The sequence below is a fragment of the Streptomyces sp. NPDC048196 genome (assembly GCF_040652715.1).
Classification (GTDB): Bacteria; Actinomycetota; Actinomycetes; order Streptomycetales; family Streptomycetaceae; genus Streptomyces; species Streptomyces siderophoricus.
This window is the reverse complement of record NZ_JBEZMM010000005.1, coordinates 176,445-200,239: the sequence shown is the minus strand read 5'-3', so window position 1 is coordinate 200,239 and position 23,795 is coordinate 176,445. Positions and strand designations below refer to the sequence as shown.

Below are 23,795 nucleotides of genomic sequence, written 5' to 3'. Positions count from 1 at the left end.
ACAGCCGTCACGGCCGAAGGGACAGTCCATGCCGAACCACCCCCTGCCGCACAGCCCGTTGTCGAAGGGCCCCGGGCCGGCCCGCCCGCTGCCGGCCGCCGGCCCGGCCGGGCCGGCGGCCGCGCCGTACCCCCGGCGGTGGGCCGCACTCGCGGCGCTGCTGCTCGCCGAGGCGATGAACCTGCTCGACTCCACGATCATGACGGTCGCCGCACCGGTGATCCACGCCGATCTCGGCGGACCGGCGTCCGGCATCCCCTGGTACAGCGCCGCGTACACACTGCCCTTCGCGGTGCTGCTGATCACCGGCGGCCGGCTCGGTGACATCGCCGGCCCCCGGCGACTGCTCCGCCTCGGGGTCGCCGGCTTCGTCCTGGCCTCCACGGTCTGCGCACTGGCCGCCTCCCCGGCGATGCTGATCGGCGCGCGGGCCGTCCAGGGCGCCGCGGCCGCCCTGGTCATCCCGCAGACGATCGGGCTGATCCGGGCCATGTTCCAGGGCGACGCGCTGGCCCGGGCCATGGGCAGCATCGGCCCGGTGATGGGCCTGGCCGCGGTCTGCGGGCCGGTGCTCGGCGGGCTGCTCACCCACGCCGACCTGCTCGGTTCGTCCTGGCGGGCGGTCTTCCTCGTCAACCTCCCGCTCGGTCTCGCCGTCCTCGCCGCGACCCCGCTGCTGCCCGAGGACCGCTCGGAGCGGCGGCCGCGGCTGGACCTCACCGGCACCGTGCTGGCCGTCCTCGGCACCGGACTGCTCGTCCAGCCGCTCCTCGACGGCGGGCTGACCCGGTTCGCGCTGCGGCCCTGGGCCACCCTGGCCACCGGGCTCGCCGTGCTGGCCGTCTTCGGGCTCCAGCAGCGCCGCCGCTCCCGGGAGGGCCGTAGCGCGCTGGTCGAGGCGGGCCTGTTCCGCGGCCGCGGCTTCCCCGCCGCGCTGGCCGCCTCGCTGCTGTTCTTCGCGGTGGTGAGCGGCCTGATGATGGTCGTCGTGCTGCAGCTCCAGCTCGGCCTGCACACCGACGCCCGGTCGTCCGGGCTCACCCTGCTGCCCTGGTCGGCCGCGATGGCGGTGGCGTCCTGGTGCGCCGGCACCCGGCTGGTGCCCCGCTACGGCTCCCGGGTGATGTTCGCGGGGCTCGCCGCACTGCTCGCCGGCACGCTGGGCGCGGTCGCCGTCTACGCCACCGCCCCCGCCGCCTCCTACCCGTGGCCGCTGCCGGTGGCGCTGGCGGTCTGCGGACTGGGGCAGGGGCTGTTCGCCGTCCCGTTCTTCACCACCGCGCTGCACCGGGTCCGGCCGCACGAGACGGGCTCGGCGGCCGGGCTGCTCAACGCCGCCCAGCAGCTCGGCGGCACGCTCGGCACCGCACTGCTCGGCGCGGTCTTCTTCCACGCGTTCAGCGCCCCCGGGCTCCCCGCGGTCCACGCCGTCCACGCCGTCCACACGACCTCGTCGGCCGGCGGCCCCGGCGCGCTCGCGGCGCTGCACGGCGTACGCGATGCCTTCGGGGTCGCGGTCGCCCTGATCGCCTGCACCGTCGTCGCCGCGGCCCGTATGCGGCCAAGTCCCGTGGTGGCTACGGCGGGTGATCGGTGAACGGGCGGTCCGGCGCCGGCGGGAGGCGTCTGCGGAGCGTGATGAATTGTCCACTCTGCGCAGAAATATTAAGAATTTCAGCTTTCGTCTGAAATTTCACGTATTTTCCTTGTTGTCAGTAGGTCGGCGACGTAGCTTGGGAGTTGACGCCACCGGTAACGGGGCGTCGGAAGGAATCAATCAAGGAGGCAGCATGAGCTTCCGGAAAGTCTTCCCGCGCAGGCACAGGCGCGACTGGGACCACGACCGGGACCGCTACAGGAGGCGTCGTCGCAGGTATGGTCGCCGGCACAACAGGCGCCGTTTCTTCGACTACGACGACTGACTGACCCGAAGCACTGAGTTCGAGGCTGGCTCGCGTGGCGCGCGGGTCCGCCTCGTGCGTTTGCGAGCGGGTGTGCGTGAGGGCCCCTCAGCGGCCCTTCCGCCCGGTCCGACCAGCTGACTGATACGGCGTAGCCATCATGCATCTGCGCAGCTCGCGACGGCGGCCGGTGCGCACCGAGACGCCACCGGCCCCGGCGCCGACCGAAGCCTTCGCACCGCCGACAGCGTCAACACAGACGACACAGTCGACACAGCCCACGCAACCCACGCAGGCAACGCAACCAACACCGCCGATGCGGCCCGGGGTTCCGGAGGCGCAGCCCGCGTCCGAAGGATTCGGCCGTGGCCTGTGGGGCCCGCTGGCCGACCCCACCATCCGCACCCGGCGCGTCGGGCTCAAGGAGTCCGTCCGCCGCTTCTGGCCGCTGACCAAGGGCGACCGGCGCTGGCTGATCCTGGTCTGTCTGTGCGCCGTCGCCGCCGCGCTCGCCGAGACCGCGGCCATCCTGCTCTTCGCCCAACTCACCGACAACGCCCTGCAGAAGGGCTCGGTCAGCGCCTTCTGGCAGCCGGCCGGGCTGTGGCTGACCGTGGCCGTCATCGGCGCGGTGGTGGGCTACCTCGGCAACTCGCTCGCCGCCTGGACCGCCGAGCGCTTCGTGATGCGCCTACGGGCCCGGGTCTTCTCCCATCTCCAGACGCTGCCGCCGCACTTCTTCCAGCGCAACCGGCGCGGTGACCTGGTCGAGCGGCTGACCGGTGACGTCGACGCCATCGAGCAGATGGTGGTCTCCGGTCTCGTCCAGGCGGTCGCCGCCCTGTTCGGCATCCTCTTCTACGCCGGTGCGGCCCTCTGGCTGCGCTGGGACCTCGCGCTGGCCACGTTCGTACTGGCACCGGTGTTCTGGAGCGCGACCCGCCGCTTCACCGGCCGGGTCAAGGAGGTGTCCCGCCGGGAGCGCGCGGCGGACGGCGCGATCACCTCGGTCGTCGAGGAGGGCCTGGTCAACGTCGTGCTCACCCAGGCGTACAACCGCCGGCACGCGGAGGAGCAGCGCCTGGAGCGGCAGGCCCGCGCCTGGTTCCGGGCGTCGGTGACCAGCGCCCGCCTCAACGAGCTGTACGAGCAGGTCGTCGAGCTGCTCGAAACGCTCTGCGTGCTGGCGATCATCGGCCTCGGCGCGTGGGAGATCTCCGCCGACCGGATGACCCTGGGCCAGCTGCTCGCCTTCGCCGCCTTCATCGGCTACCTCTACCCGCCCATCCGCTCCCTGGGACAGCTGGGCCTCACCGCCACCGAGGCCACCGCCGGCTCCGAGCGCCTGTTGGAGATCCTCGACGCCCGCCCCGCGGTCACCGACCCGCCGCCGTCCCTCGTCGCCCCGCCGCGCTTCACCCGCGCCCTCGGTGAGGTCGAGGTCCGGCACGTCGGCTTCCACTACCCCGACAGCCCCGACGAGGTCCTGCACGACCTGTCCTTCACCGCGGTCCCCGGCGAGCTGCTGGTCCTCACCGGCCCCAGCGGCGCCGGGAAGTCCACCCTGGCCGCCCTGCTGCTGCGGTTCTACGACCCGGACACCGGCACCGTCCGCCTCGACGACATCCCCGTCAACCAGATGCCGCTCGCCCAGCTGCGCCGCAACATCACCCTGCTCCCCCAGGACACCCTCGTCCTGCACGACACCATCGAGGAGAACATCGGCTGCGGCCGCCCGCACGCCACCCACCAGGACGTGGTCCGCGCCGCCCGCGCCGCCGACGCCGACACCTTCATCGCGGCCCTCCCCGACGGCTACCGCACGGTCATCGCCCCGGGCACCGCCCGCCTCTCGGGCGGCCAGCTGCAGCGCATCGCCATCGCCCGCGCCATGCTGCGCGACGCCCCCGTCCTCGTCCTCGACGAGCCCACGACGGGCCTGGACATCCTGGCCACCCAGCGCATCCTCGGCCCCCTGCGGCGCCTCGCCGAGGGCCGCACCACCCTCGTGATCTCCCACGACCTGGACCTCGCCGCCGACGCCGACCGCATCCTCGTCCTCGACCAGGGTCGCCTCGTCGAATCCGGTACCCACCCCGAACTCCTCGCCCACGACGGCCTGTACTCCACCCTCTTCCACGCCCATCCGCCGGGCCACAACGGCCAGCCGGCCCCGCCGCACAGCCTGGCGGGCCAGCCGGGCGCGCCGTCCTGGCACGGCTGAGGCACGGGAACGGGAGCAGCACGCGGGGCCGGGAGCGGGGCGTGGAGCCGGGAGCGGGGCGTGGGGCGGGGGCCGGCGCGCGGGGACGGGACCGGCACGTGGGGCCGGGACCGGCACGTGGGACCGGGGCCGGCACGTGGGATCGGGACCGGCGCGTGAGGCGGGGACCAGTCCTACGCCGTCACCGAGCGCCGGCCGCCGCGGCAGCTGCAGCGCTGGTGGCCGGGTGCAGCGCGGGCGGCCGGGTGCGGCGCGGCGTACTCCAGCGGAGCCGACGGATCGACCGAGACATCCAGTGGGGCAGGCGCCGCGCCCGCCCGGACCAGCAGGCCCCCGACGGCGGCGATCATCGCTCCGTGGTCCGTACACAGCTTCGGCGACGGCACACGCAGGGTGATCCCGGCCGCCGCGCACCGCTCCTCCGCCAACGCCCGGACCCGAGAATTGGCGGCACCCCGCCGACCACGACGAGGGTGCCGACACCAAGGTCGGTACAGGCCGCCACCGCCTTACGGGTCAGCACATCGGCGACCGCCTCCTGGAGCGAGGCGGCACCGTCCGCCACCGCCTTACGGGTCAGCACGTCGGCGACCGCCTCCTGGAGCGAGGCGGCACCGTCCGCCACCGGCAGCACCCGCCCCTGGTGTCGCTCGGCCCACCGCGCGGCGGCGGTCTTCGGCCCCGAGAAGGGCTCGAAGTGAGCGTGCGGCCGGTGGGCGTGGAGGCCGGGAGCGGCGCACCCTCAGCTGTCACCCCGTGATCACGTCAGCCGTCACCCCGTGATCACGACCCCGAACTCCGGCCACTGGCTCGTCGGCAGCCCGGCCGCTCCCGCGCCGAAGCTCACCGCACCGGTCGTGGTCAGCCCGGAAGCACGTCCCTTGAGGGACCACACAGCGCCGTCCATGTTGTTCTCCCCGGAGGCGCCGACGGCGAGGTCCGCCTTCCCGTCACCGTTGGTGTCCGTCAGTGCCACGGCCTCCCCGAAATGGTCACCACCCTCCGCCGCGCCCGGGACCCCGGCGGATCCCTGGTCGTACGCGTGTGCCGAGGTCGTGGCGAGACCACTGGCGGAGCCCGGGATCACCGTGACGGAGCCCGTGGACTCCGCCGCGCCGATCGACTCGTAGGGAGTGCCCACCACGAGGTCTGCCCTGCCGTCACCGTTGATGTCGTTGAGGGCCACCGCGTGTCCGAAGTTGTCGTTCGTTTCCGAGGCGCCGGGGATCCCCTCGGTGTTCTGGGTGATGGTCACGGTGGGGCGCGAGGTGTCACGGCCGCCGGCCGAGCCGTAGGTGAGGGAAACGTTGCCCCCAAGGGTCGTGCCCGCCATCGAGGACCGCTGGTCCCACGGGTGCCCGGTGACGATGTCGGCGTACCCGTCGCCGTCCACGTCTCCGACTGCGGCTGTCTGGCCGTGTCCCGCGTCGCCCGCGTACTCGGGCCGCGACGAGGCACGTCCGAGATACAGGGACTGCTTGTAGAGCTCCCGGCTGTCGCTGTCGTGGCCGCCGACCACGAGGTCGTCGACACCGTCGGCGTCGACGTCACCCGCGGCCAGCGAGATGACCTCGGTCAGGGACGTGGCGGGGAAGCCCGTTCGTCCCCCGAGGGTGCCGCTCTTGGCGGTTCCGCCCCGGTAGAAAAAGACCGAGTTGTCCCCGGACAGGCCGACCGCGACGTCGTCGTGGAGGCCGTCCCCATCGAAGTCACCGCTGGCGAGAACTTGGCCGTAGCCTGCGGGATGGGTCAGCGGGGGAGTCTCCAGAGCGGTTCCACCGGACAGTCCGGTGCGACTGCCCCAAAGCACGGTGACCGCTCCGACGTTCTCACCGGTGCCCGACCCCGCGGTGGTGTCCTCGCCGGGAGCACCGACGGCGAGGTCCGCGTAACCGTCGTTGTTGAAATCGCCGGCCGCGGTGGCCGCGCCGAAACGGTCTCCTTCCTCGGACGCGCCGGGCACCCCGCCGGAGCTCTGCGAGACGACCTGCGTCCTGCCGCTCTGCATGCCGCTGGACGAGCCATAGGTGATGACCACCGCTCCCGCCTGGTCGTGCCCCCCGACGACTGTGCCCGGCGCGGAAACCGCGAAATCGCGATAGCCGTCGCCGTTGAAGTCGTCCGCGAACTTGGCCGAGGCCGCCGTCGACGGCCCGGCGGTGACCACCAGCAGCCCGCCGGTCAGCGCGGCGACCGTCGCCGCGGCCAGGGCGGTACGGAGGTTCTTGTGCATCGACGCTCTCCTGCAACATGCGGGATGCCGGGCAAGCACCCCTCGTACGGGCGGACCGGATCTCCCGCATTCGCCCGGACTTGCCCATGGGCCCACGGGATGATCAGCGCCCCCAAGACCCACAAGGCAGCCCAAGGGTTGTACGCGGATCCCCAAAGACCCGGCGCCTCGCTCCACGCCACCGGAGCAGCCCTCTCCCAGAAGCTGGAAGAACGCCGAAGACCCCGACCGGTGAGCCGGTCAGGGCCTTCCATCAGGCGGAGGATACGAGATTCGAACTCGTGAGGGGTTGCCCCCAACACGCTTGCTGCGTCTGTTGTCGGGGCCAGCGGGCCTTCCGTCAGCACGTTCACCTACGTCCACGGGGTGGGCGGCCGACGAATCGGAGTTCGCTTGAGGCCCCGCCTGAAGGGCAATAACGGCGCTGAATGAGACGGAAGCTGAGACGGGGACTTGCCCCGCTGACCTGCACCGGATCTCGTCGGGCTGCAGACCACGAACCGCTTCGTGGAGATCCCTGTGGGCGCTCCAGCAGTCGACACTGTCCTCGTCGGTCAGACTGCCCATGTGCCAGCCCTCGTCGTTGACCGGCTTCACCGGACACAGGCCATGGAACCCCAAAATGCTTTCGCGATGGATCCGTTCGTGGCCTTCCGGTCCAGCCACCCACATGGATGGCTGGGGCTCTGGGCGACGTACGTCGCGTAGCGATCAGCCGCGGTCACCGCTCAGAGCCAACGAATCCTCTCGGGTGTGAGGGAGGCGACGACGAGGGACCTCGGCTTTCGGCTAGCAATGTCGCATCGATCGGTAGGGGGCGTCCCACGCTCTTGGGCCGCCCCCTACCGATCGCTTTGGAGCCTCGGCAGCTGGGTTCACCGCGCGGTCAACTCAAGGACACTGTCGGGTCGCCGCCTTCTTTGATCAACCTCTCCCACTCGTCCATAACGGCTTGACCGTCAACGACTCGCTGCACAGAGTTGACCAGCGTCCTCATGAGGGGCCGCATGCTCCTGCTGTATTTGGCAGTGTCTTCCGCGCTGGACGCGAAACCTGTGAGAATCGGCACGTTTTCGCGCGAGGCTGCAACTGTTCCTACGACGATGCGGAAAAAGTCCTCGACCGCGGCGCGATCCTCATCGGGAAGGTTGGGGTCTTTTGCCATCCTGATGAACGTCAACACGCCGGGGTCAACGATTGCCAATGTAGAGGCGTACTGATCCCCTAGTTCGGCAAGCTTCTTCACCGGCACCTGCAGCCGGTCAGCGAGCTGATCGCTTACTCGCAACCTGCCGGCGAATCCGCCATTACCCTTGTCGGATTCACCAATCTCGCCAGTAGCCCACTGCATGTGGGAGCCGATTTCTCCCGTTACCTGACCGAAGCCAGTCAAGCATTCAGCCAGCAGCGGCAGGGCTTTTTCCATGTCGGCGAGCTGGTCAACGATTCCCACTTGGTCATCAACGATCAGCGCTTCTTGCGCCGTTGGCTCCATTTCGCTGGAACGGTCCAGAATTTCGGCCAGACGCTGGGCGAGTTCGTGGACGGCTCGACGGTACTCAGGAGATCCTTCGTCTTCTAGGCGGAGATGCGTCCAGTTGACATAGTTGCGCCTCTTGATCAAGGCGGCTACTTCGTCTTCGTGATCTCCGTCCAGCAGGTCAGGGGGGCCGCTATAGAGAATGGGGAGCAGCAGATCATCAAGGCCGCGACTCGATGCATGGCTAGAGAAGGTGATCACCTCTCGGCGACACTCCTGGCTCCTCAAGAAGCGGGGAGTGACGATAGCAATCATGAAGGTCGTACCTATGATTGCTGAGTCGATTCGCGAGCGCCATTCCTCGCCCCAGGAAATGTCTTCCTTGTCGAAGAAGATGTGCAGCTCGCGACCGGTCATGATCTCGAACTCGTCCGAGATGAGATCGACCAACCTTTTGATTTTGCCACGTTCGATCTCGTCGTCTCGGCGCGTGTAGCTCCAGAAGCCAACGGGCTCATCCTGATGCATGTCCGTACCGTATGACTCAGAGGCGAACCTGTCTCGGAGATGTAATTATTAATACTAATCGGCACGGCTGGCTGTTTAAGGTCGGCGAAGCGGGTTTGGCCAGGGGCATGCCCGGTTCGGGGTCGAGCCTGATCAGGGATCCGTCTTGCTCGATGCGGCACCCGGACCGGGGAGGGGGAGGGCCACTCCAGTGCGTCCAGGAACCGGGTCGCGTAGACCTCGGACCTGGACTTGAGGCGGAAGACCAGGGCGACCGATGCCTCGCATAGCGTTCTTGTAGAACTCGCTGAGCTCCAGACCTCGCGCTGTACGCCAGCCTCTCGGGACTCTTCTGCTGAGGCTGGCTGCCAAGCTCCGCAACAGCGCGCGGTCGCTCTGGCGCTCGGACCTGGGGCCGATGCTCCGGAAGGTAGCGCGGCAGATCCGGGACGCGCTCTGGGCATCCCCGAGCCTGGCCCCGACTGAGACGGAAGAACGACGAAGGCCCCGGCCGGCGAACCGGTCGGGGCCTTCCATCAGGCGGAGGATACGAGATTCGAACTCGTGAGGGGTTGCCCCCAACACGCTTTCCAAATGTTCGTCTGGGTGTCCGAGGGGGGCCGGAGAGGCCCTGACCTGCGATGGAGCGGGTGAGGGTGGGGCCTCTGAACGGTGCCGTACGTGTGTGAATGAGACCAGAACTGAGACCATGGTTCATTCGGGAGGCCAAGCGTGGCTGGTCGAATCAGCCCTGGTAGCGCCGAATGCCTCGGCCTTGCAACGGCGGCGAATCTGTCTTGGCCAGCAGCCGCTATTCGGCCTCGGCGTCCAGGTCGAGCGCCTCTTCCTCGACCGCGAGGTAGGTGTCTGCGGTCGCCGCCTCCAGAAATCCCTCCTCCTCTGGGAGTGCGAGGCGCGGAGCCAGATCGATGAGGTGCATCCAGGAGCTGCTGTCCCCCATCGTGAAACCTTCTCGTACGGACCGGAGCTGGTCGGCCCGCTGTTCCTCGCGGACTTCTCGCACGTACTCCTGGCCCTCGGCGATCCTTTCCTCGTACGCGCGATCGCTCACCTGTCGTTCGGGCGGCCGCGCGACTGTGCCGTCCACGGGCTGAACTTCGCGGGGAAGCTCAGCCAGATATTTGGGCCGCTCTTCCCGGATCCGGGCGACGACGCGACGTTCCTCGTAGGCCAGCGCACGGCACGCGCCGTACAGGCGCCGTGACATTCCGAGCATGAGATCCGTCCCCGGCAGCCGTCCCGCCAGCATGTCCAGGCCGTTCTGTTGCCTAACTGCCTCGTCGCCGGCATCAGGAGGGACGTGGCGGCGCAGCTCGGTCGTCGCGCGGTCGCTTTCCAGTAGTCGGATCAGATCTCCTCGCGCTGCCGATCCTTCCTCGCGCCTGCCAACAGCCGTGATGCGCAACCCGTCCCGGGGGAGCGATGTCAGCGCCAGATATGTCAGCATGCGCGACCGAGCGAGCTCCAGGAGCGCCTCGTCGTCCTGCTCTACGGCTTCTTCGTCAGCGTTGTCCACAGAGACGTCACCGGAGTTTCCGGTCTTCGGGCCGCCCTCACCGGAGTTTCCGGTCCCCGGGACGTCCTCGACATCGATCATCATGAACAGACGCCGTTCCAAGCTGGTGCCGCACAGCACCTTCTGGTGCGTAACGGGCACAAGGGCGCCGACGTCCAGTTGCTTCGCTCCCTTGATCCGGGGACGCAGGCCGAGCCGACGGCTCCCTTTCGCCTCGACCAGCCAGAGCTCGGACGTGGCCGGGTGCGTGCCGAACAGGTCCGGCAGGCTGGACGTCTTGGCCCAGCCGGGTGCCGCACCCTGTGGTACCGCGCTCTCGGCGTGCGTGGTGGGACCCAGCCCCATCCGCCGGCAGGCCCACTCGGCCATCGTCATGCCGACGTGGTAGCCGAAGGCGCTACGAGTCGAACTCTCAGTTCCGTGGGAGTAGACGACGCTGGGCACGACCTCGCGCCCGGCGCGGACGAGGTAGGCCGAGAGGGGGTACCGGCGAGCCATGATCTCGCGGCGTGCGAGACGGGGGGTGGCAGCGATCCAAGGGCCGATGTCCCGTCCGACGGTGGTCGTGGCGTCGAGGAGGGCACGCCACGTCGTCCCGACCAGATACGCGCCGTCTACAGGGATGCCAGCGCCCTTGGGCCAGGGCTGGTGGGCCGAAGCCACCTGTGCGGGGGAGGGGCGTGGCGCCGGGGTCAGCGGAGAACTGCGGTGGAGGAACAGGGGGACGTCGAAGGCGTCGGGTGCGGATAACGGGTTATCTGCGGTCCCCGCCCAGGCAGGCGGCTGCATGAGCCCACTGTGCCACTGGCCCGCGCCGCCGGGTGAATAAAACGAGAATTGAGACCACGGACGGGCAGCGGACTCCCTGTGGAGACGCGGGGGCGCAGAGGGCGTAATGCGGTGCTCCCGGTCGGTGTGTGGGAGCCACGTCTGACCCACAGCTAACACGCTCACCGGCGAGAGCAGCCCTGCCCTGGGGGCAGTTCTATGGACCGGAGCAGCGGCACTCGGGCATCGGTCCCCACTGGTCGTGTTGTTGACCTACGAGTTCAGCCGGTTGATGAGGTTCTTGATCGTGTCGAGCGGTCTCTACAGGTGAGGCTGGACTCGGACACGGTGGTGCGCAAGCGTCGATCCGTAGGGGCCCGGACTGACCGTGATACCTGGGTGCGTATCGAGCGGCGAGGCTTCGGCAACATCGGGGAACAGGGTTGGAACGGAACAGAGTGCGCGGCTCTTCTCGACGGAGTCAGACGTCCTGTGTCGGACGACGTGAGATGTCAGTGGTCGGCGACATGAGGTGTGTCAGTAGGCGGTGACGGCTCGGAGAGCATCCGCAGGCTGTACGCGACGTGGTCGGGGAGGACGTCGATGAGGTCGCCGCGGGTGACCATGTCGGCGGCGGCGAGGTCTTCGAGGGCCTGGCGCTGGGCGGCGTCGCCGGTGTTGATACCGCCGTCGACCAACACGGCCAGCCGTGCGCGGTGCAGCGCCGCGATGTTGCCCTGGTAGAAGGCGAACGCCTCGCGGTCGGTCTCGCTCAGCAGGTAGTGGTCCCGCGGCTGTCCTCGCGGGCCTGGCGGCCGGCGGGGACAGCCACCGCCACACCGTCCGCTCGTTCACCCCGGCACTGCGGGGCGACCGTCCGTACGTGCGCGGCCGTCAGCACGCCGTCGGCGCGCAGCTCCTCAAGCCGCGCGACCGCCGCCGCCTTCACCTCCACCGCGATCTTGGCCACGGGCCGAAGTGTCAGTGGGATGTCGCCGCTCCGGGGAGTCCTGTGGCACCACCTCCGCTCGAATAGGTGAACCCCGCCCGAACCGGTTGCACCGGGACCCGGTTCACCGCTAGTCCGGGGCGGGCGCAGCACCGTCCCGGAAACGACCGATTCCGGGACGGTCTCCCGAATGGACCGGGCCACCGGCGGGGGCCGTCCCGAAAGGCGCCCCGAAACCGGCGACCGCCCAGAGGAACCGGGACGCATATTCGGGACGTGGTCGTCGTAGCGTCGATGCAGTCGCCCGGGAGGACACCGGGCGGGTGCGGGGAAGTCGAACGGAAGGATCAGGTTGTGGCTGAGCTCTGGATTGGGCATCGCCGGTACCGGACGAAGGGGGAAGCGCGGGAGGCGGTCCGCGAGGTGCTGTACCGGTACACGGTGGGCAGCCTCGTGGACGAGGAGGAGGATCACCTGCTTCTGCTGGATCTCCTCGACATGCATCACGAGGCGGAAGACAAGATCGGTCTGGGAGTCGAAGCCTTCGCGATCGCGCCGCCGCAGCGCGGCCCGTACCCCGGCTTCGAGGTGATCCGCATGGACGGGAGCCGCATCGACTTCTCGTACCAGACGTGTCTGAAGCCTCCGACCTACCGCCAGCAGGTCCTGAATGTCATGCGGGACGAGGTCAAGTCGGCCACCAACGCCTACTTCGAATCCCGGAAGGCGGCGGACTCCCTAGTCTCGGACCAGTCCGGTGTGCCGCTGGAGAGCACGAACACCGCCGTGAGCTACTTCCGCGGGCCCTCGTTCGTGGACATTGCCGAGGAGTTCGCCGCGACCGTCGGCGGGTGGGAGTCGATCGAGATGACTCCATCGACCGAGCCCGGACTCGGACGGTTCAAGGACCGTGACCTGGCCGATCGGTGGTTCAGCCACCACCAGGAGCGCGCCGTGCTCGGGCTTCTTTCCACGCAGGAGAACCAGCGCCGTCCGCGCAGGTGAGATTGCCTACGGTCATCGGAAGGAATGCATAAACGGTGATCTGGACGAGATCGCTCGCGCCGAGCTGATCGAGCGCGAGCCGTGCCCGCGGTGCGGGGCGCCGCCCGGGTCGGTGTGCCGGACGAACTCCGGCGTCGTCGCCGAGGACTACCACACTGGCCGCTACTCGAAGATTCCCTTGCTCAAGTCGGGGCCGGCGATCCGCATCCCCGCCGCACGCGGGCCGGCCGCGCCTGGGAGCCCGGCCCCGAACCTGACCTCGCCGTCGGCGCCGCGCTCGCGCGGGCCGGCGACCGCATCGGCTTCGCCCGCGTCTCAAGCAAGGGCCAGGACCTCGCCGGACAGGTCCGCTTCCTCAAGAAGGCCAACTGCGTCCGGATCTTCGTCGAGAAGATCGGCATCCGGGAGAAGATCCGGCCCGAGTACAACGAAGCACTCGCTGACCTGCGCCCGGCCGACACCCTGACCGCCACCATGCTCGACCGGCTGGGCCGCAACATGGTCGAGCTCATCACCTGCGCGCAGGACCTCGCCGAGCGCGACCACCGCATGGAGATCCTCGGCGGCCCGCTCGCCGGGATGTACGACCCGCAGGGCGCGGGCAAGGTCGTCTTCGCGGTGTTCGCCGCGAAGACGGAGGTCGAGCGGGAGTTTATCCACGAGCGGACCCTGATCGGCCTGGACACCGCGGCCGCCGACGGCAACCACGGCGGACGCCCGCCGGCCGTCGACGGCGACATGCTCGCCGTCGCCCTGCGGCGCCGCGACGCCAACGAGCCGGTCACCACCATCGCCCGGCACCTCGGCGTCGGCCGCTCCACCCTCTACCGGACGCTGGCCGCGTACGGCGAAGCCGCAGCCACTCTGACCTACAGGAGCTCGCCGCCGGACAGGCAGCCCGCCGGATCCGCTGCTGTGTCAGACCCAGCCCCTACCCTCCGGCCATGACGGGTATCCAGATCATCCCTCAGCCGCCCATGTCTAACGGGAGCACCAAGACCTGCGTGGCCTTCCCACCAGGAACCTCCCTGTACCCGCCGTGTGAACGGCCGATGCGGTCCAACAGGTTGTGCGACGCCCACAACCAGCAGCGCGCGGCCGGCAAAGAGCTGCGCCCCATCCGACAGCGGCGGCGGACCATGCCGGAGTTCTGTTCCGGGCCTGGCACTGAGGAGCCCGCTCCGTGCGGCTTGCCCACCGTCGGCAAGGGGTTGTGCAACGCCCACTATCAGCAGGACCAGCGGGGTGGCGTCCTGGTGCCCTTGTTCACGCTGCGGATCAGCCAGGATGAGGCAAGCTCGCTGCTGGAAGCTGGCTTGAAGCGGTGTCCCGCCTGCAAGGACGTCAAACCCCTCTCAGAGTTCGGCCGGTCGTCGGCTCAACTCAGCGGCCGGTCGACCTACTGCGTGGCCTGCCAACCGGACTACGTACTCATGAAGCGGTTCAAATTCTCGTCGATGGAGGCAGTCCGGCAGTTCAGGGAGTCCCGCGACCACCGATGCGACATCTGTAAACGGCAGTGGCAAGAAGGGGAAAACGCCTTCCACATCGACCATGACGGCGCCTGCTGCCCGTCCCGCAGCCCCTCATGCGGCAGGTGCGTGCGCGGCTACCTGTGCCACCTGTGCAACACGCAGGGTCTGTCCTGGTACGAACTTGTCGGCCGCAGCATCACCACCGTCCCGGTCTTCGAGGAGTACCTCCGGCGATACGAGCACCGCCGGAAATCCGTGCTTCCGGATGCATAGCTCGCCAAGGACGGATTCGGAAAACCACCTTCCTCTGCCGAGCCGATGACGCGCGCTGACACGAGTCGCTCGCTGACATTCTCGATGTCGCCGACCACTGACGCTTTCACGTCGCCCGACATCCTGTCTGGTACTCGGGTTTGGTCTGGCGTGACGCGAACGAGCCGGTGATGTGGAGGGCGGACGAGACGGAACTCCTGCCGGGAGCACCGATTGGTACCAACGTGCTGGCCGTTGATCCGCAGCTGTCGGACGAGTGATGGCAGGCCCTGAACTCCTCGTTGGATGCGCTCGCTGAACAGCGCACCATCCGCATCGCCACGCCGGACACCGTCACCATTACCCAGGCCGGCATTACCGAGGCCATCAGCAGCGCCTTCACCGGATCCTTCGACACGGTCGTGGAGCGATGGGCCCGGCCCATGCGGATCTGAACTGGGCCAACATGACCGGGCCGACGTTCTGTCTCTTCGACTGGGAAGACTGGGGCAACGCTCCCCGAGGGCTGGATGCCGCATCACTGTGGGGCGACTCCCTCGCCGTCCCGGGGCTGGCCGACCGAGTACGGCATGAGCGGCGTAGCGACTTCGAGAGCCAGGACGGCAAGCTGATGACGCTGTTCGTGTGCGCGAAAGTCCTCGGACCGGATGCACACCCGGAGGACCCTCGGTTGGAGCCCGCCCGCCAGATGGCGGAGCAGGTCATCGCAGAGCTTCAGGTGGTCTGACCTCGTAGCTGGTCCCGGAGAAGGGTCCGCCCTTGGACTGCTGGGACGGTTGCCACCGTGAGCACCGTTCGGCCAACTGGGACGGAGCGGCGATCCTGGCTGGGGAACATCAGAGGGCGCTGATCTCCATCCCCTGATCTTTTGGCAATGGCTAGGCGATGGGAGGAACAGACCTGGCTGAATAGGCACATGGAGATTGGTGAGCACTGGGCCTACCGCGCCAGGCCGAAGGGACTGGGCACCGCGGTTCGCCGGGTTGAGATCGTTCGGGTGGGTGGGAGCGGCAGGTCTGGATGGCTCCATGTGCGGTTCCTCGAAGGTGATGACGCGGGACTGCAGGAGTGGGTCAACCCGAGTTCTCTCGTGGCGCGCTGGGAAGACGTCGAGGCATTCCGCGCGGACGACGCGCGCGAGCTCGCGCTGGCCGAAGCGTCGCGGGGTGCCCGAGGCAGCGCCGACTTCGAGGCGGCGCGGTTCGTACTTGGATTCGTCCGCCCGAAGAGCAAGCTGCGTCTGCGGCGCGGCGCTGCTGACGCTGGGATCTTGGAGATGAGCTGTCTCGACGAAGGCGCCAGGCTTGTCGGGATGGAACCCGCGGAGCTTCGGGGTGATCCGGTGGTCCACGAGAATCGCGAGGGGCAGGGTCTGGCTGGGTGGCCGGTCACTGAGCGGATCGCGCGTCACGTGGCCGGCCGTCTTGCCGACGACATCCTCCCCGAGCTGGACCGCAGACAGCAGGCTGTCGATCAGGAGCGCACCCAATCCTCCTGGTACTCCTGCAGCCGCAGGGACGACCGTAAGCTGGACGAGGAAGCGGCCGTCCTGCGGACGGTTCGGGAGTGGTGCGGCCAGGACAAGGCGGATCGCTACGACGAGCTGGTCGCCCTGCGCGAAGAGGTCGTCCGGCTCGGGAAGCTCGTGGAGAAGTCGGTGAAGGCCCTGCGCGACCGCGGGCACGGTGTCATCGCCTCCACCATTGAGCGCGACCTCGGGACCCATATCTCCAGCCTTGATCCAGACGTTCGTCGGTGAAGCTGCGCCACCGCTCCGGCTCCGGCTTGGGTGGCTCAGCTTCCGCCTTGGGTTCCTCCTTCTTCGGAGGTTTCTCTTTCTCCGGCCGTTGGGGGTGCCATCCATCGAGGAAGGGCCGTAGCTGGTCGCACGTGGGCTTCGCGTGGAGGCTGTGGCCGGTCAGGCCCCTGCCGGCCACGGTCGGGTCGAGCCGGTCGGCTTCAGCGTTCCCCCACGCTGACCACTCTCTTAGCCGCCCGGCTTCGTGAGCGTCATCCGAGACGGAGGCGGCCTCATCGAGCGCAGCGCAGAAGGCCCGCATCTCCCCGGCGGCCCGCCACTGCGCCAGGGCGGTGCCGAACCGATCGACCCGCACGGCGTCCACTGCCTTGATCGTCGCGACGCTGACCGCCGCTTCCCACTCCCGCCGCGTGCGCTCTTCCGCCTCAGTCTCCCGCCGACGGCGCTCCTCCTGCTCCTTGGCCTCTCGCAGGCGACGTTCCTCTGCCAGGCGCTCCCGCTCCTCACGCAGACGCTGCTGCTCCGCCTCCCGCGCCAGCCGAGCCCGCTCCTCTTCCTCCGCTCGGGCCTTCAGCGCCCGGAAGATCGAGCTGATCTGGTTCTCCAACGGTTTCTTGGCTGTGTCGCCCCACTCCTTCTTCCAGCCGTAGTGGTAGCCGCTGCTGTAGGCCGAGCCCTGGCTCACGACCAGTTCCAGTTCGCCGGACGGTTCGAACCGGTGCGCCGGGGTGACCCGCTGCCAGTCATACGTTCGTCTTCCCGGCTGCTTGGGCACGTACCTGACCTGCTTCTGTCGCTCACTGAAACTGATCTCGTACGTTCTGCCATGGACCGTGAGCAGTGGCCTCGGCTGCCTGCGCTTCTTGGACACCGCGATCTCGCCATGCCGGGCGAGGGCCTGCTCGGCGAGGAGCCGAAGAAGGGAGACCACCCGTGGGAGTACCTCGTCCGAGATCTCGAAGGCGCTGTGGTCCGCGGTGACCGCCGCGATGACATCCTCGACGTCGGTGATCACTCGGCTGCGTGCCAGGCGGATCCGGTTCCATTCGGTGTCGTCCTCGCCTGTCACCCGGAGGAGGCCGAGGAAGAAGTCCCCCTTCGCCCGCCCGCTGTACTTCAGGTGGTAGCCCTCCGGCGCACACTGCCGCGCTGCGTCGAACGCCCGTCGATAGCGGGCCCGTTCCTCAGTGCTCGGGTCGGGGATTCGAAGGAACCGACCGGCCTTCTGCACCTCCGCGATTAAGGCCGCGCCGACCTCCGCTGGCGACTGCCGGGGAGGCTTCGCGGCACGCGTTGGTGTCGGCTTCGGCGCAGGTGGGGGCACCACTCGCTGGGGGCGGGGTGCCGCAGCCTTCGGCTTGGGCTCGGCGGCTACCGGTCGTTGCTTGCGCGGGGCCGGCTCGGGCCGGTCCGGGTGATGGCCATGTTCCAGGTAGAAGTGACCGTCATCGGTGATCTCCGCCTGCCACCTCCCAGCATGCTTGGGCATGGTGATGAGGCCCCGGCTCTTGAGGGCACGGGCGGTGACGGCGAGCTCCGGGCTCTCAGAGGTAACAGGATCCGTTCCCTCTCTGATGCGGGTGAGCAAGACCAGCTGTCGATCGTTGAGCGGCGACCATCGGTACATGGTGACCGTCGTACCGGTCCCGTCGAGCTCCTACAACCAGAATGGTGATGTTCCCGCATACTGCTGCCCGAGTGTCGCCACGACCGGACGGGCAGGCCCCCGGGTACCCGTGCTCGCTAAACGTTGCAGGGGCGTGCCCCGCTGCCTCCCAGGTCAGCTCAGTCGGTAGAGCACATCGAAGCGGTTTTGGACGAGGATGCTGGCTGTCGGGCGTGCTCCATACGATGCCGTCCCGGGTGGAGGGGGAGGGAGCGCCACTAATCCAAGTGCAGGATCGGGTTCCAGGCGAACCAGTTGAGGACCTCGGCGCCGAGTTCCCAAGGCGCGTTCAGCAGCACCTTCTCCGTCGCCTCAAGGTCGGAGGTGACCGTATCCGGCGCCGGCCCGACGCGCTGCATCAGATCACCCCACTCGTGGAAGAACTCCTCGTCCTCGCCGCGGAGACGGTGCACTGCCGCGTTCACGCATGGAGGCCACTTCGGCATGCCGAAGTGGTCGACACGGGTTCCGATCTGTGGGGCACCCGCGAATACCAGGAAGTCGTCCGGAGAGAGCTGACCTTCAAAATGCAGCAGTGTGTTGATGCGCTGCTTGACGTGCTTCTTGATCTCGCCGAGGAAGCCCCAGCCGAAGTCCGTCAGCGTCCCGTCGGTCCCCGGCCAGACCGTGTCACGATCCAAGATCACACGTTCGAGGCGTAGCAGGCGGTAGCTCTTGCTGCTCCCCAGGACGTCAAACACCTGTTGTGTCAGCCACGTGTTGCGGGCAAACATCACGCCGTCGTGCAGGCGCTTGCGCCGTTTGGTTGGTGGAGCGGCATGGGCGTCTTCAATAGGGCCATTGCGCCACACAGAAAGCACAACCCCGTGGGCGGCTGCCCAGCGGAGGCCATCTGGGCGCTCAAACACCCCCACCTTGTCGAGGGCCTTGCGCGCCCAATCCAGGGCTCGCCGAATCTCCTCGTCCGTCATGATCTCCCCGCCCACTCTCAGGTCACGCCCACTGCCGAGGAGGCTACAGAAAGGAGTTGGCAGTGCTCAGGAAATTGCTGCGAGGTCGATCCGTGCCAGCGAAGGCAATCGGCCGCCATCGCTATGCCCTGGAGCAGAAGAGTGCTGCCCTTGTCCGTCACGCCAGCGACCGCCGTACTGCGTCCACCAGCAACGACGCACGGATATCGTCAGGGCCCCCGATGATGTGGTTCATTGCGTAGCCGAACGCGATGCCGTGTTCTGGGTCGGCGAAGCCGAGTGAGCCTCCTCGGCCTGTGTGGCCGAAGGAGTGCGGGCCGATCATGGGGTTGGTCTCGGTGGGCAGCATGTAACCGGAGCTGAACCGGCTCGGCGCCACCAGCACCTGGTCCATGCCGCTGGCCTGCTCCTCGGTTGCCGACGCCAGTGTCTCCGGGCTGAGCAAGCGCACGCCGTCTACCTCGCCGATCACCGTGGCGTACATCCGAGCCAGTCCGCGGGCGGTGCTGATGCCGTTGGAGGCCGGGAGTTCCGCGGCCTGCACCTCAGGGGAGTTGAAGTCGATCGCGGCCGGGTCGGTGACCTGGTACGCCCTGTTGCTGAATGAGTTCGGGTCGCGCCAAGCCGCGACCTGTTCGCGGAGCTCCTCGGGGATCGACTCCGTGGGCAGGGTGGTGAGGTCGATCTCGGGCTGCTGGTACACCATCCGACTGACACGGTCGCGTTCACTCGCCGGCAACCCGATGAAGAAGTCGAGGCCCAGGGGGGTGGCGACCTCCTCGGCGAAGAAACGGCCCGGCGTACGGCCGGATACGCGGCGCATGACCTCGCCGACCAACCAGCCCCAGGTCCGGCCGTGGTACCCGTGTGCCGTGCCTGGGGTCCACAGAGGACGCTGAGCGGCTAGTGCGTCTGCCATTGGCTGCCAGGCCAGCGCATCGGCCAGCGGCACCGGTTGGTCCAGTGCGACCAAGCCGGCCTGGTGGGACAACAGCCACCGCACCGGTATCTCCGCCTTGCCGTTCACAGCGAATTCCGGCCAATACTTGGCCACGGGGGCATCCAGGTCGAGCGCGCCTCGCTGGACTAGCAAATGCGCTGCGGTGGCCGTGGCGCCCTTGGTTGCCGAGTAGACCAGTTGCAGGGTGTCCCGCTCCCACGGACGACCGGTGACGGGGTCGGCCATCCCACCCCACAGGTCCACTACCGGCCGGCCATCCTTGTACACGCACACTGCCGCACCGATGTCCCCGTATTGATCGAAGTTCGCCGCGAAGGCTTCGCGTACTGGCTCGAACCCGGCTGCGACCTCACCGTTGATCGTCGTCATGCAGTCCATCCTGACATTGCAGCCGCCTGCTCCAAGTGGCTCCTTGGGAGCGAGCAACCCGTACCAATCAGGCGGCATCGGGCAGCGCCTGGAGGCGCTCGCGGAATTCGCGGACGGCCGGGGCGGACTTGTGGGGTTGGAGCTGCTCGGAGAACTCCTTCAGGCGGTCCGTGGCACGCACGGAGCTGACCTTGTCTTCGAGGAGCTCGGCACCGTAGTTGGCGGCGTCGAGGGCCCCCTCCAGGTCGTGGCCGGCGAGGCGGGCCTCGGCCAGACGGGCGGACCGTACAGCCTTGTCGCGAGGGGCGGCCTTCTTTACGGAAGCCTCCAGGGAGGCTGTCGCGCGGTCCAACTGGCCAGAACGCAAAAGCACTTTGCCCTCGGTCGACTTCAGTTGTGCCTCGCCGAACCAGTCGAGCCAGTCCGGATTCTCCTCCACCGTGTGGCGCTCCCAGAGGAAAGCGGCACGGTTGAGCGCCGTACCTGCCCTCTGGTGATCGCCGTCGCGGGAAAGCGCCTCAGCTTTGTGCAGGTAGAGGAAGGATTGAGCGTAAGGCGACAGCGTTTTAGGCGCGTTGTCGATGGCGGTCGAAATGAGATCGACTCGCTCGGCGGTCCGTCCGGCCTCGGAGACGTGGACACCCATCTCTGCCAGGACGAAGGCCCCGAAGGCGTCGTCGCCGGCGGTTCGGGCGCTGCGCATGGCCCCGATGTAGTACCGCTGTCCCGCGGAGCGCAGCCCTGCGTCGTAGGCCATCCAGCCCGTCAGATGTGACACTCGGGCCGCCAACGAGTACAGACGGAGACGGATCTTGTCGGTGTATCGGCCGGTGCTCAGGAGGCTGGTGATCAGGGCGAGATCGCCTCGTGCCTGTTCCAGGAGTCGGGCGCCTCCGAGTTGGTCGTCGAGCGTGCGGAGCGTGCTGATGCGCTGCTCGATCGTCGAGACCATCGTGTCGGTGACCCGGTCTCCGTTGAGGGCGGAGGCGAAGGCGGAGGGCGCCTCGGCCCAGCTCGCTGCAAGCCCCGTCAGGGCGGCGCCGGTGATGGTGAGGAACCCCCGACGGTCCATGCGGCCACTCCCCACCAGGTCAGCCAGCGCCTCGACGGTACCGGCCTCTGTCCAGGGGGCAGTAAGCCCGGTGACCTCCCACACGGGCAGCCACCGCGGCCATCCTTCCTCCTGGGCCCGTTCGTACGGAACGCACAGCAGGTCGGCGAGGACGAGCTGAGCGTCGGCGTCCGGTTCCTGGCCCTGCTCCCACTTCCACACGGTGGTGCGGTTGGTCGCCAGAGAGATGCCCAGCTCCTTCCCCCGCGCCTGCATGAGTCGGGCGAGCTCAGCCTTCCCCCATCCGCTCGACTGGCGGACGAAGGTCAGTGGGTGCATTGCTAACGACTCACCAGTCACGACATGCCTCCCGTCAACCGCGTGCAGTGATGGGCAGGTTACCCACGCTGACGTGCGCATGAGAGCCCTCGACGCCGAGAGAAACCCCCTAGAAACGTTCCCGCCCGATCGCCAGACGGCTTCACTCATCATCAGCCGCTCAGCCGTTGACCTTGAGATGGGAGCACGTTCATGCCCCGCACGAGCACGACCTTCGGCAACAGCCATCTGGTGATCGAAACCGGTGCAGTCCGGCCCGACGCGACCACGATCGTGGAGCGCAAGGGTCTCGGTCACCCCGACACCCTCGCCGACCACCTGGCCGAGAGGCTGTCCCGGGCCTACAGCCGCTACACCGTTCGCCACTTCGGCGCCGTCCTCCACCACAACTTCGACAAGCTCGCCCTGCTCGGCGGGGCCAGCGAGGTCCGGTACGGCGGTGGGGGTATGACTGCGCCCGTCCGGGTTCTGGTCAACGGCAGGGCGGCGTCCATGTGCGGCGGCGAGCGCATCCCGACCACCGAGATCGTTGAGGCCGAGATCCGGGCGTTTTTCGCCGAGCGGCTCCCAGAGGTCTCCGATCATCTCGACATCGTCTTCAACATCACCAGCAACTCCAGCCCCGGAGCCGTGCTCACCGGTGACGCAGTCCCCGACCGCACGCGGTGGTTCAACCCGCGCTCGATCGATGACCTGCGCGAGCGGCGGGTACGGCTGTCGAACGACACGTCGCTGGGGACGGGATGGGCGCCGGAGAACGCCTTCGAGTCGTTCGTGCGGGAGCTCGTGAACCACTTCTCCGGCGACAGCGACTTCACCCGCGCTCACTCCTGGTGTGGCTCCGACGTCAAGCTCATGGGCTATTGGGACGGAGAGCAGGCCGACGTCGTACTGTGCGTGCCCCAGAAGTCCCGCCATGTCCCTAGCCGGGCGGAGTACATCCGTAACACCGAGACCGTGCTCGACGAGTGCCGCCGCATGGCCGCACTCAGGCTTTCCGGCGCCACGGTCGGCTTCCGGCTCAATGCCCGTGACGTCCCCGAGAAGGACGAGCTGTATCTCACCTACACCGGCAGTTCGATCGAGTCCGGGGACGAGGGGGTCGTCGGTCGGGGGAACCGGGTCAACGGTCTGATCACCCCCCTGCGACCCATGAACCTGGAGGGTGCCAACGGCAAGAACCCCGTCTACCACGTCGGCAAGCTGTACAACATCGCGGCGCAACGGCTGGCGCACTGTCTGCACGAAGCCACGGGCGAGCATGCCGAGGTCCACCTCGTCAGCACAACCGGCCAGCGGCTCGATCAGCCATGGCGCATTCTGGTGCGACTCTCGTCTCCCGATGTGGAGGTCGACAAAGTGCAGGCCCTCGTCAACGAGGCCATGGACGAGTTCCCTGCCCTGACCGACGAGCTCGTCTCATACGGGCTGGTGCTGAGCTGATGCCGGCAGGATCGCTCGGCAGCGTGCTCCCGGGAGCACGGGACCGCCTTCTGGCTCACTACGGACCCGCTGCCGGCAAGTGGCTCGACACCGCCCCGCAGCTCCTGGAGAAGGCCGCCGAGCGGTGGAAGCTGAGGCTGCGGGGCTACTACGACGCGGGGCACTCCTCGGTCGTCGCCGTGGCCAGAGACATTCATGATGTCCCCGTCCTGCTCAAAGCCTGGTACGAATCCGCCCGCTATCGCGACGAGGTCGCTGCGCTACGGCTGTGGGGCAGTGGCCCGACGGCGGACGTCATCGAGACCGCGGACGACCTGTCGGTGGCCTCGATGGAACTGGTGGGCGGCCGGCCGGGCGGCACGGCCAGACCCGAGCGGGAAGTCCAGATGGTGGCCGCGGTGATCCAGGGGCTGCATGCGGTTGGCGCGAAGCAGGGCCGTCCGGTGCTCCCCCGGCTGGGAGATCATCTCCAGCACACGGTGCTGCCACGCGTGGCCCGACGGGCGGCGGCCCTGGATCTCGGACGGCGTGAGTGGCTCGTACGGGAGTCAATGCCCGAGCTTCACGCGCTCAGGGAGTCGCCCGCCCGTACGACGGTCCTCCATGCCGATCTCTACCGGGAGAACGTGATCTTCGATGCCCGGCGGAACGCCAGGCTCATTGATCCCCATCCGATGGTCGGTGACGCGGTATACGACTGGGCGTTCTGGAGCGTCTATTACGGCCTCGGTCAGGCGACTTTCCAGCGTATGGCTATCGCCTCACGGATATCCCGGATCCCGGTTCCGGAGATCTCCGCATGGTGTCGGGCTGTCGCCCTGGACGGGCTCCTCTATTACACGGAGATCGGCGATCAGGCTCAGGAACTGGCCGCAGACGTCCTGGCCGCGCTGATGGCATCAGGCTTGGAGGGGTGAGGCAGG

At 68.2% G+C, this 23,795-nt stretch carries 17 protein-coding genes and 3 pseudogenes; 10 read left to right on the top strand and 10 right to left on the bottom strand.

Annotated features, from left to right (window positions below; all coding sequences use genetic code 11):
• Positions 1–28: 28 nt before the first annotated feature.
• A complete protein-coding gene (locus tag AB0E02_RS09005; protein ID WP_362137321.1) occupies positions 29–1,597 on the top strand; it encodes an MFS transporter in 1,569 nt (522 codons plus the stop codon).
• 620 nt (positions 1,598–2,217) lie between these two features.
• Positions 2,218–4,125 (top strand): ABC transporter ATP-binding protein, encoded by a 1,908-nt coding sequence (locus AB0E02_RS09000; protein WP_362137320.1) that lies wholly within the window; start codon positions 2,218–2,220, stop codon positions 4,123–4,125.
• 173 nt (positions 4,126–4,298) lie between these two features.
• Here AB0E02_RS09000 and AB0E02_RS08995 read toward each other — a convergent pair.
• The 4 genes and pseudogenes from AB0E02_RS08995 to AB0E02_RS08980 form a co-directional block, all read right to left on the bottom strand.
• Positions 4,299–4,813, bottom strand: a pseudogene (locus tag AB0E02_RS08995) (hypothetical protein); the annotation flags it as partial.
• Positions 4,814–4,897: 84 nt separating this feature from the next.
• A complete protein-coding gene (locus AB0E02_RS08990) occupies positions 4,898–6,358 on the bottom strand; it encodes an FG-GAP-like repeat-containing protein (RefSeq protein ID WP_362137319.1) in 1,461 nt (486 codons plus the stop codon).
• An 886-nt stretch (positions 6,359–7,244) separates the two neighbouring features.
• Complete coding sequence (locus tag AB0E02_RS08985) at positions 7,245–8,366, bottom strand: toll/interleukin-1 receptor domain-containing protein (protein WP_362137318.1); 1,122 nt, start codon at positions 8,364–8,366, stop codon at positions 7,245–7,247.
• 790 nt (positions 8,367–9,156) lie between these two features.
• Positions 9,157–10,257: a hypothetical protein gene (locus AB0E02_RS08980; RefSeq protein ID WP_362137317.1), complete on the bottom strand. Its 1,101-nt coding sequence runs from the start codon at positions 10,255–10,257 to the stop codon at positions 9,157–9,159.
• 612 nt (positions 10,258–10,869) lie between these two features.
• On the opposite strand from AB0E02_RS08980, the pseudogene AB0E02_RS08975 reads away from it, so the two are divergent.
• A pseudogene (locus AB0E02_RS08975) lies at positions 10,870–11,142 on the top strand (hypothetical protein); the annotation flags it as partial.
• A 20-nt stretch (positions 11,143–11,162) separates the two neighbouring features.
• Here the strand turns inward: AB0E02_RS08975 and AB0E02_RS08970 are convergent.
• Complete coding sequence (locus AB0E02_RS08970) at positions 11,163–11,348, bottom strand: hypothetical protein (protein ID WP_362137315.1); 186 nt, start codon at positions 11,346–11,348, stop codon at positions 11,163–11,165.
• 74 nt (positions 11,349–11,422) lie between these two features.
• Positions 11,423–11,620, bottom strand: a complete 198-nt coding sequence (locus AB0E02_RS08965) for a hypothetical protein (protein WP_362137314.1) — start codon at positions 11,618–11,620, stop codon at positions 11,423–11,425.
• Between the two features lie 255 nt (positions 11,621–11,875).
• Here AB0E02_RS08965 and AB0E02_RS08960 point away from each other — a divergent pair, with 255 nt between their 5' ends.
• The 5 genes and pseudogenes from AB0E02_RS08960 (at position 11,876) to AB0E02_RS08940 (ending at position 16,111) form a co-directional block, all read left to right on the top strand.
• Positions 11,876–12,604 carry a DUF3223 domain-containing protein gene (locus AB0E02_RS08960; protein WP_362137313.1) on the top strand — a complete coding sequence of 243 codons (729 nt, stop codon included), beginning with the start codon at positions 11,876–11,878 and terminating at the stop codon, positions 12,602–12,604.
• An 81-nt stretch (positions 12,605–12,685) separates the two neighbouring features.
• Positions 12,686–13,552 (top strand): recombinase family protein, encoded by an 867-nt coding sequence (locus tag AB0E02_RS08955; protein ID WP_362137312.1) that lies wholly within the window; start codon positions 12,686–12,688, stop codon positions 13,550–13,552.
• The gene (locus AB0E02_RS08950; protein ID WP_362137311.1) at positions 13,549–14,352 is read left to right on the top strand and encodes an endonuclease domain-containing protein; all 804 of its coding nucleotides are present in this window, start codon (positions 13,549–13,551) and stop codon (positions 14,350–14,352) included. The genes AB0E02_RS08955 and AB0E02_RS08950 overlap by 4 nt, the downstream gene beginning before the upstream one ends.
• A gap of 122 nt (positions 14,353–14,474) precedes the next feature.
• A pseudogene (locus tag AB0E02_RS08945) lies at positions 14,475–15,079 on the top strand (hypothetical protein); the annotation flags it as partial.
• Between the two features lie 189 nt (positions 15,080–15,268).
• Complete coding sequence (locus AB0E02_RS08940; RefSeq protein ID WP_362137310.1) at positions 15,269–16,111, top strand: PE-PGRS family protein; 843 nt, start codon at positions 15,269–15,271, stop codon at positions 16,109–16,111.
• Here AB0E02_RS08940 and AB0E02_RS08935 read toward each other — a convergent pair.
• The 4 genes from AB0E02_RS08935 to AB0E02_RS08920 form a co-directional block, all read right to left on the bottom strand.
• Positions 16,041–17,738, bottom strand: coding sequence for a PE-PGRS family protein (locus AB0E02_RS08935; protein WP_362137309.1), 1,698 nt, complete (start codon positions 17,736–17,738; stop codon positions 16,041–16,043). The two genes, AB0E02_RS08940 and AB0E02_RS08935, sit on opposite strands and share 71 nt — an antisense overlap.
• 257 nt (positions 17,739–17,995) lie before the next feature.
• A complete protein-coding gene (locus AB0E02_RS08930) occupies positions 17,996–18,709 on the bottom strand; it encodes a hypothetical protein (RefSeq protein WP_362137308.1) in 714 nt (237 codons plus the stop codon).
• A 157-nt stretch (positions 18,710–18,866) separates the two neighbouring features.
• The gene (locus AB0E02_RS08925) at positions 18,867–20,039 is read right to left on the bottom strand and encodes a serine hydrolase domain-containing protein (protein WP_362137307.1); all 1,173 of its coding nucleotides are present in this window, start codon (positions 20,037–20,039) and stop codon (positions 18,867–18,869) included.
• 67 nt (positions 20,040–20,106) lie between these two features.
• On the bottom strand, positions 20,107–21,429 hold the full coding sequence (locus tag AB0E02_RS08920) for a transcriptional regulator (protein ID WP_362137306.1): 1,323 nt from the start codon (positions 21,427–21,429) through the stop codon (positions 20,107–20,109).
• A 192-nt stretch (positions 21,430–21,621) separates the two neighbouring features.
• Between AB0E02_RS08920 and AB0E02_RS08915 the strand changes: the two genes are divergently transcribed.
• Both AB0E02_RS08915 and AB0E02_RS08910 read left to right on the top strand, forming a co-directional pair.
• Positions 21,622–22,872: a methionine adenosyltransferase gene (locus tag AB0E02_RS08915; RefSeq protein WP_362137305.1), complete on the top strand. Its 1,251-nt coding sequence runs from the start codon at positions 21,622–21,624 to the stop codon at positions 22,870–22,872.
• A complete protein-coding gene (locus AB0E02_RS08910; protein WP_362137304.1) occupies positions 22,872–23,789 on the top strand; it encodes an aminoglycoside phosphotransferase family protein in 918 nt (305 codons plus the stop codon). Before AB0E02_RS08915 ends, AB0E02_RS08910 begins: the two co-directional genes overlap by 1 nt.
• Positions 23,790–23,795 lie beyond the last annotated feature (6 nt).